The 16327-nt window shown below is 31.8% G+C and carries 12 protein-coding genes; 11 read left to right on the top strand and 1 reads right to left on the bottom strand.

The window, feature by feature from the left end; genetic code table 11:
* Positions 1 to 298: 298 nt before the first annotated feature.
* On the bottom strand, positions 299 to 1309 hold the full coding sequence (locus ACN0QX_RS09305; protein ID WP_248395181.1) for a 3-oxoacyl-ACP synthase III family protein: 1011 nt from the start codon (positions 1307 to 1309) through the stop codon (positions 299 to 301).
* A gap of 215 nt (positions 1310 to 1524) precedes the next feature.
* On the opposite strand from ACN0QX_RS09305, the gene ACN0QX_RS09300 reads away from it, so the two are divergent.
* The 11 genes from ACN0QX_RS09300 to ACN0QX_RS09250 all read left to right on the top strand — a co-directional run bounded on the left by ACN0QX_RS09300 (position 1525) and on the right by ACN0QX_RS09250 (position 16176).
* Complete coding sequence (locus ACN0QX_RS09300; RefSeq protein ID WP_417196567.1) at positions 1525 to 3969, top strand: prolyl oligopeptidase family serine peptidase; 2445 nt, start codon at positions 1525 to 1527, stop codon at positions 3967 to 3969.
* 527 nt (positions 3970 to 4496) lie between these two features.
* Positions 4497 to 6407, top strand: a complete 1911-nt coding sequence (gene htpG / locus ACN0QX_RS09295; RefSeq protein ID WP_248395184.1) for a molecular chaperone HtpG — start codon at positions 4497 to 4499, stop codon at positions 6405 to 6407.
* 351 nt (positions 6408 to 6758) lie between these two features.
* Positions 6759 to 7652: a hypothetical protein gene (locus ACN0QX_RS09290; protein ID WP_417196565.1), complete on the top strand. Its 894-nt coding sequence runs from the start codon at positions 6759 to 6761 to the stop codon at positions 7650 to 7652.
* 171 nt (positions 7653 to 7823) lie between these two features.
* Positions 7824 to 9224 (top strand): hypothetical protein, encoded by a 1401-nt coding sequence (locus ACN0QX_RS09285; RefSeq protein ID WP_417196563.1) that lies wholly within the window; start codon positions 7824 to 7826, stop codon positions 9222 to 9224.
* A gap of 185 nt (positions 9225 to 9409) precedes the next feature.
* Positions 9410 to 9958, top strand: coding sequence for a hypothetical protein (locus ACN0QX_RS09280; protein WP_417196561.1), 549 nt, complete (start codon positions 9410 to 9412; stop codon positions 9956 to 9958).
* Between the two features lie 240 nt (positions 9959 to 10198).
* Positions 10199 to 11380 carry an alpha/beta fold hydrolase gene (locus ACN0QX_RS09275; RefSeq protein ID WP_417196560.1) on the top strand — a complete coding sequence of 394 codons (1182 nt, stop codon included), beginning with the start codon at positions 10199 to 10201 and terminating at the stop codon, positions 11378 to 11380.
* 105 nt (positions 11381 to 11485) lie between these two features.
* On the top strand, positions 11486 to 12235 hold the full coding sequence (mddA, locus tag ACN0QX_RS09270) for a methanethiol S-methyltransferase (RefSeq protein WP_417196558.1): 750 nt from the start codon (positions 11486 to 11488) through the stop codon (positions 12233 to 12235).
* Positions 12236 to 12461: 226 nt separating this feature from the next.
* Positions 12462 to 13139: a carboxypeptidase-like regulatory domain-containing protein gene (locus ACN0QX_RS09265; protein WP_417196556.1), complete on the top strand. Its 678-nt coding sequence runs from the start codon at positions 12462 to 12464 to the stop codon at positions 13137 to 13139.
* Positions 13140 to 13141: 2 nt separating this feature from the next.
* On the top strand, positions 13142 to 14140 hold the full coding sequence (locus tag ACN0QX_RS09260) for a transglutaminase domain-containing protein (protein ID WP_417196553.1): 999 nt from the start codon (positions 13142 to 13144) through the stop codon (positions 14138 to 14140).
* A gap of 199 nt (positions 14141 to 14339) precedes the next feature.
* Entirely contained in the window at positions 14340 to 15713 is a 1374-nt protein-coding gene (locus tag ACN0QX_RS09255; protein ID WP_417196551.1) for a DUF3696 domain-containing protein, read from the top strand.
* On the top strand, positions 15706 to 16176 hold the full coding sequence (locus tag ACN0QX_RS09250; protein ID WP_417196548.1) for a hypothetical protein: 471 nt from the start codon (positions 15706 to 15708) through the stop codon (positions 16174 to 16176). Before ACN0QX_RS09255 ends, ACN0QX_RS09250 begins: the two co-directional genes overlap by 8 nt.
* Positions 16177 to 16327 lie beyond the last annotated feature (151 nt).

The raw sequence follows: 16327 nt of genomic DNA, 5'->3' as shown, positions 1-16327 counted from the left end.
ATACAGAAAACCCAAGGTGTAAAAGCCTTGGGTTTTTGCTTTTTGTGTTAAATGAACGTTAAAAGTAAAAAGCTATGAAATAAAAACAAACTTTTTACGTCTATATAGGTAAGTGATAAGTTTTAAGTAATCATTCAAACTATTTAATTTATAGTTTAGTGTTAGTTAAATTGGTTAATAGGAGAAAACCCGAAGCAGTAATGTTTCGGGTTTTTTTATGCGTTAATAGTTCAATTGTTTTCGAGAATAGCTACGCAGAACCCCTTGTCTATTTAGAGGTTCCTGAGCTCGCAGGAATTTACCATTTGATAATGACACTTCCCCAAGTAAAACCGCTACCAAAAGCGGCTAAAACAACGGTATCGCCTTCTTTAATCTTACCTTCTTCCCATGCTTCTGTTAATGCAATTGGAATAGAAGCCGCTGTGGTATTTCCGTACTTCTGGATATTATTAAAGACTTGATCGTCATTTAATTTAAACTTCTTTTGAATGAATTGAGAGATTCGTAAATTCGCCTGATGTGGAATTAACATATCTATGGCATCTACAGGAAGCTTATTTTTTTCTAAACCTTCCATAATCACTTCGCTAAAACGCACAACGGCATTTTTGAAAACAAATTGACCATTCATATGTGGATAATAACTTTCATCATTAGGATCGTTATCCTCTAAAATATCATTCACCCAACGTTTCCCCATCCCAGGTGCCACTAGAACTAATTCTTCAGCATGTTCACCTTCTGAATGTAAATGGGTGGATAAAATTCCTTTATTTGGATCCTCTTCACGGGTTAAAATAGCAGCACCTGCTCCATCACCAAAAATAACGGAAACACCACGACCACGCGTTGTTAAATCTAATCCATGTGAATGCAACTCACTACCAATAACAAGAATGTTTTTATACATGCCCGTTTTAATAAAATTATCTGCTACAGAAATCGCATAAACAAAACCTGAACATTGGTTCCTTATATCTAAAGCACCAACAGTTTTAATACCCAAAGCATGCTGTACTTGCACACCAGGTCCTGGAAAATACATATCTGGACTTAAAGTAGCAAATACAATAAAATCAATATCATCTTTATCAATTCCCGCACGTTCAATAGCTACTTTTGCGGCTTTTACACCCATGGTGGCTGTAGTATCATCAGATCCTTTTACAGCCCAACGACGTTCTTTAATACCGGTTCGTTCTTGAATCCAAGCATCATTAGTATCCATCAATTTAGACAAATCGTCATTTGTAACCACATTATCAGGCACATAATGACCTAAACCGATTATTTTAGAATTATACATTGAAAGTTGTTTGTTATTCATTTCCGGATTCACTAAAACCTGTCGGAAATTGCATGATTAATCTGTGCGCAATTTAACTATTTACTTTGTAAGAGTTTTCAAAAGCGAATCGTATTCGTTATGCACGCATAATAAATAGGCGTTCCTATGCCAAGTCACCTTGGTTTCAAAAATGTTTTTGATATCTTTAGGCTTCATTAAAACACCCTCTAAATATGAAATCATTGCTGACATGCTGCCTGTTTTTATTTGTAATTTCAGGTTATGCACAAGAAAATCTCACCTATCAAAAACCCCATCAAAACATTTTAGAATTAGCGGAAGCGCCACTTGCGCCAAGTATTCGCATGGATAGTAAAGGCGAAAATATTGTATTCCTATACCGAAGTGCTTATAAAACGATTGAGGAACTCTCGGAAACCGAAATGCGTTTGGGTGGTTTACGGATTAATCCAGTCACCAATATTGGAAGTCGAACACGTTATTACACCAATATAGAAGTTCGAAATAATCAAAAAGGAAATCCGAAAACGGTTGCAGGATTACCTGAAAATGGTAGATATGCTAACTTCTCTTGGTCGCCAAATCAAAAATACATGACCTTTACTAATACCGTAACATCTGGTGCTGAACTTTGGGTTTTAGATATTTTAAAGGCTTCAGCTAAAAAACTAACAGACGCCAAATTAAATGCCAATATGGGCAATCCAGCCGTTTGGATGAAAAACAGCGAAGCCCTTTTAGTTAAAATGCTTCCCGAAAATAGAAAAGCGTTAATTAACACCAAAGAAGCGGTTCCAACAGGTCCAACAATTTCTGTTAGTGAAGCTGGTGTAAAAGCCCAAAATAGAACCTATCAGGATTTACTTAAAAACCCTAATGACGAGCATAATTTTGAGCAATTAGCACAATCAGAGTTGTACAAAGTGACATTGGATGGCAACACAAGCCTTTGGAAATCGACTGCCATGTATCGTGGATTATCGTTTTCACCAGATGGAAATTATGTGATGATTACCACTATTGACAAACCATTTTCTTACTTGGTACCTTATTATAGATTTCCGTCCGAAACGAGCGTTTACAAAGCTAATGGCGATTTAGTAAAATCCATGCTCCAAGTGCCATTAATTGAAGATTTACCACAAGGTTTTATGGCGGAACGCACAGGAATGCGCGACCTTAACTGGCGAAATGACAAACCGGCAACCCTGTATTGGGCTGAAGTTTTAGATGGAGGTGATCCGGAAAACAAGGTGCCTTTCCGAGATGAAGTGTTTCAGCAAGATGCACCATTTACGGGGAAAGTCTCTTCCCTTTTAAAAACGAAAGATCGTTTTAGTGGTATTACTTGGGGAACCGATAACGTTGCCATTGCAAACGATTATTGGTGGAACACCCGAAATACCAGAACCTACCTGTTTAATCCATCTAACGCCAACCAAGAGCCAACGGTTTTATTCGACAGAAATTACCAAGATGTGTATAGCAATCCAGGAAGTTTTGTGTACACTAAAAACGATTTTAATGAATATGTTTTAGATGTAGATTCTAACAAAGCCTATTTAATTGGTGATGGGTATAGCGATGCTGGAAAATTCCCATTTATAGACGAAATGAATTTGGAAACCCAAAAAACCACACGTTTATACCAATCCACCTTAACCGACAAAGTAGAAAGTATTAGTTCGGCAATTAGCGCAAAAGACGGTACATTTTTAGTGCGAATAGAATCGAAAAATGAATTTCCAAATTACTACATCCGACATATTAAAAAACGGAAGAGCCTAACCCCATTAACTACATTTGAAAACCCATTTAAAAGCATACAAAATGTTAAAAAAGAAGTTATTAATTACAAACGTGATGATGGGTTAGATTTATCGGGCACCTTGTACTTGCCTACCGATTACGAAAAAGGCAAAAAATACCCAATGATTTTATGGGCCTATCCACGTGAGTTTAAAGATAAAAGTAGCGCAAGTCAAAATACATCCAGTTCTAATGAATTTACCTATCCATATTACGGCTCCCCTATTTATTGGGTAACCAGAGGTTATGTGGTTTTAGATGATGCTGCTTTCCCAATTATTGGTGAAGGTGATGAACAACCAAACGATACCTTTATCAAGCAATTAGTTGGAAACGGAAAAGCAGCTATTGATGCGGTTGACGCTTTGGGTTATATTGATAGAGATCGCGTTGCTGTTGGTGGTCACAGTTATGGCGCCTTTATGACGGCGAATTTATTAGCACATTCCAATTTATTTGCAGCCGGAATTGCTAGAAGTGGCGCCTATAATAGAACGTTAACACCTTTTGGTTTTCAAAGTGAAGAACGCAATTATTGGGAGGCGCCAGAAATATATTATAACATGTCGCCTTTTATGCATGCAGATACCATGAAAACGCCTTTATTATTAATTCATGGTGAAGCCGATAATAATTCAGGAACCTATCCGCTACAAAGTGAGCGCTATTTTAATGCGTTAAAAGGATTAGGCGCACCCGTGCGTTTGGTTATGTTGCCAAGAGAAAGTCATGGTTATGCAGCAAAAGAATCTATTTTACACATGCTTTGGGAACAGGATGAATGGCTAGAGAGGTATGTAAAAAATAAGAATACAGTCGAGAAGACTGAAAGTTCTATAAAAGAATAAACTGAAATATAAACTTATTTTTTAGAGAATATAGGTCGTCCTGATAATTTTCGGGACTTCATTAAAAAAGAATATTAAATTAATCGGTAATTTTTTATACGATCTTTTTTTCATTACCAAAAAAAGAAACAAAAAAGTCTAGGCTTACAAACCTATATCTAAATTTATTATTTGATACCTAAATTTCAGCAACTCGCAATGAAAATTTTTCATTCTTAATGATTTCGCTTGCTCAAACAGCCTGAAATTTTTCGGCATCATCATTTCAAATTTTACGATAAATCTTCGGTAGGCCCAATTTGGAAGTTGTCAAAAAACATCTCAATACTACCCATATTTTGTAATTGATTAAACCCTATTTGTCTGAAACACCTAAATGCCATTCTTTGAGGAATGGCATTTTTTTATCCTGCAAATGTCAGTTTGTCACGTTTTAACACTTGGTACTTTTTTTGACTCTAACAAAATCGAAGAATGACGTTTAACAGTTTTCCACATTTGTGGAAATAATTTAATAAATTAAATTTATGGCAAAAGGAAACATTAATGTATCGGTAGAAAATATCTTCCCACTCATTAAAAAGTTTTTATACAGTGATCACGAAATCTTTTTACGTGAGCTAATTAGTAATGCAACCGATGCAACATTAAAATTAAAGCATTTAACAAGTATTGGCGAAGCTTCTGTTGAATACGGAAATCCACAAATTGAAGTTAAAATTGATAAAGATGGCAAGAAATTGCACATTATAGATCAAGGTTTAGGGATGACTGCGGATGAAGTTGAAAAGTATATTAACCAAGTGGCATTTTCAGGTGCAGAAGAGTTTTTAGATAAGTATAAAGACTCGGCTAAAGACTCTGGAATTATCGGTCATTTTGGTTTAGGTTTCTATTCGGCATTTATGGTTGCTGAAAAAGTAGAAATCATTACCAAATCTTACAAAGATGAACCAGCAGCACATTGGACTTGCGATGGCAGTCCAGAATTCACTTTAGAAACAGCGGACAAAACAGCCCGTGGAACCGAAATTATTTTGCATATCGCAGACGATTCTACCGAGTTTTTAGAAGAAGCACGTATTCGTGAATTATTATTAAAGTATAACAAGTTTATGCCTATTCCAATTAAATTTGGAACCAAGGAAGTAAACGATCCAGATTTTACACCAAAAACTACAACCGATAAGGATGGTAAGGAAACTACCGAGCCACATAAACAAATTACGGTTGATAATATTATAAACAACCCAAATCCAGCATGGACTAAATTGCCAACAGATTTGGAAGCGACGGATTATAATAACTTTTATCGCGAGTTATATCCAATGCAGTTTGAGGAGCCGTTATTTCACATTCATTTAAATGTGGATTACCCATTTAACTTAACGGGAATTTTGTATTTCCCAAAAATGACCAACGACCTCAACATTCAAAAAGATAAGATTCAATTGTACCAAAATCAGGTATATGTTACCGATAATGTGGAAGGCATTGTTCCCGAATTTTTAACCATGTTACGTGGTGTCATTGATTCACCAGACATTCCATTAAACGTATCGCGTAGTTATTTGCAAGCGGATGGTGCTGTTAAGAAAATATCATCTTACATCACGCGTAAAGTCGCTGATAAATTGAAATCTCTTTTCAATAATAATCGTGAAGATTTTGAAAAGAAATGGGACGATATTAAGATTGTGATTGAATACGGAATGCTTTCAGAAGATAAATTTTTTGATAAAGCTGATGCGTTTGCATTGTACCCAACCGTAGACGGTAAATATTTTACATATGACGAATTATTCAACGCTATAAAAGCCAAGCAAACCGATAAAGATGGTAAGTTGGTTATTTTGTACGCATCCAATCAAGATGCACAACACAGTTATATTGAAGCGGCTAAAGCTAAAGGTTATGAGGTGTTGTTATTAGATTCGCCAATTGTATCGCATTTAATGCAGAAGCTAGAATCTAGCAAGGAGAATATAACCTTTGCTCGTGTGGATGCCGATCACGTGGATAATTTAATTAAAACCGATGATGCCAAGATTTCTAAATTATCAGACGACCAAAAAGGCGCGCTTGAGGATTTACTGAAAGAAGTAATTCCACAGGAGAAATTCTCGGTACAGTTAGAAGCCATGGATAGTGATGCGTCACCATTTATGATTACGCAACCCGAGTTTATGCGCCGTATGAAAGAAATGCAGCAGACAGGTGGCGGCGGTATGAACATGTTTGGTAATATGCCAGAAATGTACAATTTGGTAGTGAATACAAATTCCGCTTTAGTTGGCGAAATTTTAGAAACCAAAACCAAGAAAAAGCAAGAACGTTTAATTACACAGAGTTTGGATTTAGCGCGACTTTCACAAGGTTTACTGAAAGGTGAAGAGTTAACCAACTTTATTAAACGTAGCTATGAGATGATTAAATAAGACGATTATTGTTCTGTGTTTTAGAAAAACGCAGCTAACACTAACGCACTTATAAGATTAATCAGCGAAGCTAAATGATAAAATAGATATTAGACCGCTTCGCTGTTAAATTATAGAATCAAAACAAAACCACTTCTTTACGGAAGTGGTTTTTTTCTGGGATAAAGTTACGTAGAACTACGTAGATGATTAGTTGTTTGAATTTGTTAGATTTGGTGTAGATATAATAGATATATATACCATTACGTATATTCATACATTGCCACACATTTGAAAATAAGAACATTGAGAAAAATTTACTTACTGACTTTAATGTCAATTATTTTATTTAACTGCCAAAACAAAACGGAATTGAGAACTGATTTACAGCCAATTTATTCAGATTTTAAAAACGTTTTACAAGGAAACAATCTGTATGGAAAAGTTAAAAAAATTGAATATTACAAAACAACTTTTCAAAACACAGAAAATGAAGACAAACCCGTTCTGAACAAAATAGAAGAATTCACCGATTTTGGGGAATTGAAAAAAGTAGAATACTTCGATAATTATGGAGAACTTTTACAAACCAATGTTATTGATTATAACAAAAACCAAAAGTTCATTAAAAGTGTTTCAATTAATAAAGCAAACAAATCGAAAATTATTCAAACTTCAGAATATGATTCTATTAATAACACAAGTGAATTGACTGTTTTCGTAAATGACACAATTGACCATAAAACAACTTTTTATTATGGGAAAAATGATTATCAAATAAAACGAATTTCTGTTAAAGGAAATGATACGACCGAAGTTAATTCAGAATACACTTTTGACGATAATGAAAAAATAATATCTTCTACACAAAAAGAAAAAGAGAATGACAAATCAATGACAACTAATTTGTTTAGATATGACAAAAACAACAATCTAATAGAATCGTCATATAAAACAGAATGGATGGAAATTATAAGCGAAACGGAATGGAAAGACGGAAGAATTTTTAAACAAACTTCCTATACAATATCAGCGGATTTAAAAAAGTATACAGACAACATAACTGAATTTGACATTTTATATAACCCTATCAATTCAAAAGAATTTGAGGGTTCAAAATTAAATCGAGAATTGAAATTTGACTATGAATTTGACGAAAACGGGAATTGGATTATGAAAAATACATCTATGAAAGAACATTTTAATAACGCAAAGGAATTCGTTCCAATTTATGTTGATACGAGGAAAATAAGTTATTGGAAATAAAAAACGTGTGGCAACACCGTATATAATTTATTGCTAGTTCCAGCCTACTTACGAAAATCCTCGCGGATTTTCTATTCGGTTTTTATTTGCTAAATTAGGTGCTTAAACCACGCAACAAACCATATACAAAAACGTTGTACACAAGTGCTAAAAAACAAGTATATTTCTTAAATGAATAAGACTAAAAATACCACAATTAATGATATCTATACAATATCCTTTACTTCATTAGGAAAATGTTTAAGGTTTTTAAAAAATAGTCTTGATAAAAAGGAGCATAAAGTCATTCTTTTGTTAATTGCCGAAGTTAAGAAAGACCAAGACAGAAAACTTTACGAATGGTTAAGGAGAAATACAATAAGAAACAAGGAAAATAAATATACACCTAACAGTCTTTTAAAGTCTTTAAACCTGTTGGCTAAAAAATCAAATCTTCTAAAAACAATAAATAAAGAGTTTTATTCTCAAAACTCGATTAGACAAATATCTTATACTTCTATACGAAAATGTTTAAAGTTTTTAAAAAATGGTCTTGATGAAAATGAACATAAAGATATACATATTTTAATTACTAAAGTTGAGGAAGACCAAGACCGAAAACTTAATAAATGGTTATTAAAAAAAACAATTAGAAACAAGGAAAATAAGTTTACACCAAAAAATCTTTTAAAGTCTTTAATCTTATTGAATAAAAAATTAAAAAAAAATAATATAAAAGGTGCTCTAAAGTCAAAACTTCAGAAAACAACAATTAAAGAGTCGAATTCTCAAAACTCAGTAAAACAAATTTCAGAAGCAGACTGTGAAAAAATATATTTCACTTGGAAAAATCTTATTTTTACTCCAAGAGGTGTTAAAGTAGACCCAAACATAATATATCTCCCAAAAGAAATAGATGGCCCTACAAACCTTTTAAACAACATAAACGTTTCATATTTTCAAAAAAAATATTCTGATGATTTATATAAAGTATATGTTGATAGGGCTACAAAAAAAATTATTTATAATCTTTCAAATGATATCGATAAAATTAGGATTATAGTATTAAACCATATTAATAATCATAAAGACCTACAAATAAAAAGCTATCTACATCAAGAAATACCAAACAAAAAAATTAAAGAAAATTATACAATATCAAAAGAGATAAATATTAACGAGATTGGTGAATTATATAAAAACAACATTTTTATTAAGCAAGCATCTAAACTTTTAAAAAACGACAATAAAGCTGTTTCATTATGGGAAAATAATAATTCGACATTTGAAGAGGCACTTCTTATTATATTAAAAAACAGAAACTACAATTTTGTCATATGGGAAAATATAAATCAGAATAGAGCTTGTTATATTTTTAAATATAAAAATGTGAATTTTGATAAAAAGTTTAAGGCATTAAAAAAATTCATAAACTCTGATTTAGAATATAAAAGATGGGATTTATTCAATAATAATAATGGAAATCACAGTCAATTAAATTATAAGGAATATTATACTGTAGTTCACGAAAGTGTTGATAGCTATAAAAAAAAATTAAATATTTATTTAAAACCACATTTTAGAATAAAATAAATACCAGTGTACAACAATGTGTATAATTCATTGCTAGTTCAAGTTTACTTACGAAAATCCTAGCGGATTTTCTATTCGGTTTTTACCTGCCTGCCGGCAGGCAGGTTTGCTAAATTAGGTGCTTAAACACGCCACTAAAGAAACACGTTGGCAGGCAAATCAAGCATATATTATAAACTTTAAAAATGGAACAAATAAAAATACTTTTCTTTGTCTTAAGTTCCTTTTTCGGAATTAATGATAGTCAAATTGCTGCCGAAAAAACTACAGTCATCATAAGTCCAAAAAGTCAGGAAATAGAAATTATTCAAGAAAATTTATTTACAGTTATTCAATCAGAAAAAGACACAACAAGTGTATTAGAACAATGGAAAAAATTAGTCAACGCAGAAGCGGATAATACATACGCTTGGGCAAAAGATTTAGAAAATTTCCCTATCAAGAACCTTACGCTTAAGTCAATAAAAAAAAATATTCAACCACATTTAAAACTTAACTATTCAACTGAAAAAGATTTACGTGTAATGGGAATTTGGTATAATAAAGAGAAAAATCAATTTTTCATTAACCATATTCCACAACAGAATCTCAAAACCACAGATGGAAAATTAGTCGAAAATTATTGGATTTTTGATGGCGCTAACACGTTCAGTTTTACAATAGAACCATTTTTACAAATGCCAGAGAATTATAAAAAATTTAAAAAACCTCTGAATGAAATTGTAAATAAATAACAGATAGCATCATCCAGCAGATAATAATGTACAAAACACATTATTAGGCGCTTATATACTTACAAATCCTGATAGCCATGGAGACGCGCGCCTGCCTGTCGGCAGACAAGTATTTCCTATTCGGTTTTTATTTACTTCAAATTTATAACTTTATTACAAAATCGAACTTAAGTTATACAAAAACGTTGTAGCACATTGTGAAAACCCATATAAATTTTGAAATTGTATTAATAAATCTATATGAAACCAAAAACTAACTATACTAAAAGCGGAGATTTTAATATTGCCTATCAAGTAGTAGGTGAAGGATCAATCGACATTTTATATATTCCAGGTTGGGTTTCAAACATTGATATGATGTGGGCAGAACCTAGGCTCGCTTCCTTTTTAACTAGGCTTTCCATATTTTCTAGATTAATAATTTTCGATAAAAGAGGTACAGGGCTTTCAGATCGTTCAGATGAATATTCCACCATGGAAGAGCGTATGGATGATATCAATGCGGTATTAGATGCAGTAAATTCACAAAAGGCATTTTTATTTAGTCATTCTGAAGGAGGATCTGTTAGTCTTCTATATTCTTTAAAGTATCCTCAAAAAACATTAGGCGTTATTGGTTTTGGGATATTTGCAAAACGCAGGTATTCCAAAGATTACCCTTGGGCTCCTACAGATGCTGAACGTGAGGTTTCTAATAAGGCAATTGAAGATAATTGGGCACACGGAAATCTTGATGGATTAAAAACTTTAGTGCCTTCATTAGCGCATGATAATGCATTTTTAGATTGGCTAGCTAGTTATTTACGTTCTGGAGGAAGCCCTAAAGCTGCATTGATTTTACATAAGCAATGCACGAAAATTGATGTGACTGGAATTTTAGGCTCAATTAAAGTCCCAACTCTTCTTCTATATAGGAAAGAGGATATTGACATCCTTGTTGAAGAAGGTAGATATTTGGCAGAACGAATACCTAATTCCAAACTTGTTGAATTTAATGGTCGAGACCATCTTTTCTGGACAGGTGATACCTATCCAATTTTAGCAGAAATAGAGGAATTTGTTACAGGAATACGTCCAAATAAATCAGACTTTCAAAAACATAAAAAAATAGGAATAGATATAGAAATTGTCATGTTAGAAAAATTTTTATATAATTTGAAGGTTGAAGAATTCGCCAAATTATGTGGTCGAAGTTTATCAGCCTTTAAAAGAGATTTCAAAAACACATTTAATACGACACCTTCGAGGTGGATAAAATCTAAACGTCTGGAACATGCCAGAGTGCTACTTATTGAAAGTAATTTAAATATTAACCAAATTAGCTATGATTGTGGTTATAGAAATTCATCGCATTTCATAAAATCTTTTAAAGAAAAATACAATTTACCACCTCACAAGTACCGATTAAATAATAATAAATAGACAATAATTTGTTGTTTGGACGTTTTAGAATGTTTTTTGAACGTATTTGAAAGTTATATGACTTTTGTTTTTATGAATTTTGGGATATAAACAAAACCAATAGTCATGAAAAAATTATTAATCTTTATTTATGGAATAATAGCCTATTGTATTTTTCTAATTGCATTTTTATATGCCATAGGATTTGTTGGTAATTTTGTTGTTCCAAAAACAATTGATTCAGGCGTAGAGCCAACTTTGTTAAAAGCTATTTTAACTAATACAATTTTATTAAGTGTATTTGCTTTGCAACATAGTATAATGGCGAGACCAAAATTTAAAGAATGGTTTACATCTATCTTCAGTCAAGCTATGGAAAGAAGTACTTATGTATTACTTTCTAGTTTGGCATTAATATTAGTTTATTGGCAATGGCAACCTATAACAACAATAGTTTGGAAAGTTGAAAACAATATTTTTTCTATTGTTTTAATTGGATTATTTTTTACTGGATGGCTTATTGTGCTGTTATCAACATTTATGATTAATCATTTTGAACTTTTTGGTTTAGTCCAAATTTTTGATAATCTAAAAAACAAAGTAACCCCAAATCCAAAATTTCAAACTAACTACTTATATAAATTAGTAAGACATCCAATTATGTTAGGATTTCTAATTGTTTTTTGGGCAACACCAACTATGACTGTTGGGCATTTATTCTTTACATTAGTTACAACCATATATATATTTGTTGCTGTAAAGTATTTAGAAGAAAAAGACTTAAGAAAGTCTATTGGTAAAACATATGAAAAGTATCAAAATGAAGTGCCAATGATAATTCCATTTATAAGAGGTCAAAAACAACCTAAAATTTAAATAGGAATCGAGCTATAACAAAGTACTTGTGGTAAAAACTGCCGAGTTCAATAAACTAAAAAACCTAATTCTTACTGTATCCAAACCACTTCCCAACCGAAGTGGTTTTTTGGTACGCTAACCAAAACGTAAGTTTCACGCACTCAAAAACCCGTTTGTCTCATTGGTTATTTCAAGATACCTGATAAACCGCTAGGTTTGAATCATAATCATAAAAATAACCATCATGAAAAACAATCTAAACGTAAGTATTAAAACACCATGTTCTGAAAATTACAAGCACTTTTCGCCTACAAAAGCAGGTGGATTTTGTAATTCCTGTGAAAAAGAAGTCATTAATTTTACCAACATGAAACCTGAAGCAATTATCAATTATTTCAAATTGAAAAGCAGCCAAAATACATGCGGCAGATTTAAAACCGCTCAATTAAAATCATTTAATCAATTACCTAAAACCAATAAAAGGCGCAATCTCATTGGTGGTTTTGGTTTAGCAATGCTGTCTTTTTTTAGTTTCAATGCTACTCACGCACAAGACAAGAAAACCGATACAACGAATACCAATTCCGAGGCAAAAGATATCCATCAAGAAAAAAACATTAGCGTAAAAGGAACTGTTTTAGATGAAAATGGTTTACCGCTACCTGGCACCAACATTATTCTTAAAGGCACAGCCATTGGGACACAAACGAATTTTGATGGTGAATTTGAATTTCCTGAAAAATTAAAAAAAGGCGATGTTCTTATTTTTAGCTTTATAGGTTATAGCTCTAGAACCATTGTTATTAATAATGAAACCGCCTCACCCACCGTTGAAATGGAAGTTAATATGGATGCTGTTACATGTATCGTTATGGGAAAAGTAGCCGTAAAAAAAGTTTACAAATCCAAGAAAAACAGATAGGTATGTCCATCCGGTATTTCTTAATTATCGTTTTTATAAGTGCTATTTCACAGGCGCAAATATCAGATTTCAAGTCTGTTAATTTTAAGCAAGCAGATTATAATGCTAAAATGAATAAAGGTGCTAGTTTGGATAATTTACCGCTTTTAGCGCATAAGCTGACATCCAAACTACCAACCGATGTTGAAAAATTCAGAGCTATTTATACGTGGGTTTGTCAAAATATAACAGCCGATATAAATCAACAAAACAAAATTTTTAGAAAACGAAAAAAGTATAAAAACGATAGTCTAGGATATATTGCATGGAATAACACCTATTTAAAAACCACGTTTAAAAGGCTGCTAGAAGATAAAAAAACCATGTGTACCGGTTATGCTTACTTAATTAAAGAATTATCATTTTTAGCCAATATAGAATGTGAAATAGTAAATGGATATGGCCGTTCTGTGGCATCCAATATTGAAGCACTGGACATAGCTAATCATTCATGGAATGCCGTTAAATTAAATAACAAATGGTATTTAACCGATGCCACTTGGTCTAATGGATATATAATTAACAGCACCTTTATAGAAGATTATAATGACGGTTATTTTTTAACAGATCCTATATTATTTTCTAAAAGTCACTATCCCATTGAAAAAAAGTGGTTACTAAATGGTTCAACCTCAACACAAACATTTGTATCAAGTCCATTAGTTTATGGGGAAACTTATGAACATAAAATAATCCCGATGAGCCCCAAAGAAATGAATATTGAAATAGGCAAAAACCACGAAATACAATTCAGTTTTAAATCCCTTAAAACCATTTCTACAGATTCTATTTCGCTTATTAAATACGTTGGAATTACAGAACAGCCATTAGAAATTTATAACATACATCATGACGCTGGCCTAATTTCCTTCACCTATAAATTTAACCACAAAGGTCATTATGATATACATGTAAAAATTAACAAAGATGTGGTTGCTACCTATGTGATAAACGTATCTTGATATGGATAAATAGATTTTTTTTATATAATGTATTCTAAAACCGCTTCTAAACCGAGGTGGTTTTTTTGTGTATTGGAATTACGTAGAACTACGTAGATGATTAGTTGTTTGAATTTGTTAGATTTGGTGTAGATATAATAGATATATATACACCATTACGTATATTCATACGTTGGGCATAATTTAAAAAAATAACCAAATGAATAAACATTTAGACCATATGGAAGTCAGATGGAAAAACTTTAAAGGTTTTGAAGATACTGATTGGGTAAAAATAAAGCCTATAACTATAATTTTAGGGAATAATAACTCTGGAAAGACGAGTTTTTTAGCGCCTTTATTATTAATGAATCAGACTATTAATTCTAGAGATAGAGATTCGCCTATTATCTTAAAGGGCGATATTTATGATGGTGGAAACTTTCAAGAAATAGTAAAAGATTATGATACTAGTAAAGAAATCTTTTTTGGTTACAGATATCATATACACGAATCGGATGAAAAGCTTGAAAAGGTTGGTCGTTACTCACCTGGCGCATTTGAAATTTTATTAGGTCAAAATCAAGATACTGAAGAAATTGAATTAAAAGAAAGTTCTATATATGATATTTTTAAAAGACCTTTTTTGAGTTTAAAAAAATTAGGAGATAAATATAAATATTCTGGAATTGGAAGTAAACTTTTCAAAAAAATAGAAAGAATGACAATTTCGGATTCATCACCGACAAACTTTCTGTTTTCCCCAAATACTATTTTATCAAATTTAGAAAATAATGAAGAAGATGAAAATGGCGAAAAAATAAAAGGAAATATCGACCAGTTCTCTAAAGGATTTTCACAATTTTTATCAGCTATATCATATAATAATTCTAGAGCGCGAAGATATTTTGGAGAATTAAGTTTCATCGGTCCAATTCGTGAAAATCCCCATAGAATTTATGAAATAACTAACGAAACATATAATACAGTTGGTTCCAAAGGACAAAATATGCCAAATCTTCTTAAAAAAATTGGAGACAATAATGAAGAACTAAATAATTGGATTAAAAAGTTTGGATTTGGAGATAGAATTGAATTAAAACATCATTATAGTAATACATATTCAATTAGATTTAGAAATAATGATGATGATAATTATTATACAAGCATTGCAAATGCAGGTTTTGGCGCATCCCAAGTATTGCCACTGATTTTACAATCTCTTGTATCACCAAAAAGAAGTATAACCGTTGCAGAACAACCTGAAATTCATCTTAATCCAAAAATACAATGTGTGCTTGCCGAACTTTTTATAAGTATGGCAAAAAAAGGGCAAACGATTATCACTGAAACTCATAGTGAACATTTACTTTTAAGTTTAAGAAGACTTGTAGCAGAAGGAGAAATAGATTCAGAGGATGTAGCTATATATTTTGTTGAAAAAGAGGATAAAAATTCTAAAATAAGAGAAATAAAATTACAGGAAAATGGACATATAAAACCTATTGATTGGCCTAAAGACTTTTTTGCAGAAACGTTAAAAGAATCAATTGCATTAGCGTCTGAACAAGCAAAAAGAAAAAAGAATGGCTGATATAGTATTAGACACTTGCACTTTGGTTCACGCCAATGACGAAAATTCTGAACATCAAGAAAGCTCAATTGAATTAATTACTAGTATGCTTGGTAATGATTTAAATGTTGCGGTAGATGAAGGATTTGATATGATTGATAGTAATAACTCAAGCTATATTGGTTTGGAATATACTAAACATTTAATTCCGGGAATGCTCGGTTTTAGCCTAATTCAAACATTAGCTATTAACGGAAGGTTCAACTTTGTTCCGAATAAAGTAATTCAAGGAACAAAAAAATATATTGACAGGATTATAAAAAATAAAAAAGACAGACATTTTTTACGAGTAGCATTCAACTCGGACGATAAACTTTTAATTTCTCACGATTTTACTGACTATCAGGTTGCAAAGAGAAAATCTATAAAAAAGGATATTAAAGTTATAATATTAACTGCAACTGAAATAAACATATCACTATAAAAAAACTATGCCCAACAACGTATATAGCTCATAGCTAGTCAGTTGATTAATCGAAGTTAAGGTATATTTGGAAAGTCGCCAAATTTTTAAATTTGACGATTTCCAATAAAAAAGATAAATAGTAAAATTTAAAAATCTGGCTTGTGCTTAA

It is taken from the genome of Bizionia sp. (genome assembly GCF_048259285.1).
GTDB lineage: Bacteria > Bacteroidota > Bacteroidia > Flavobacteriales > Flavobacteriaceae > Algorimicrobium > Algorimicrobium hallyeonense.
Note: the sequence above shows the minus strand (reverse complement) of the source record. Positions and strands in the feature narration are given on the sequence as shown.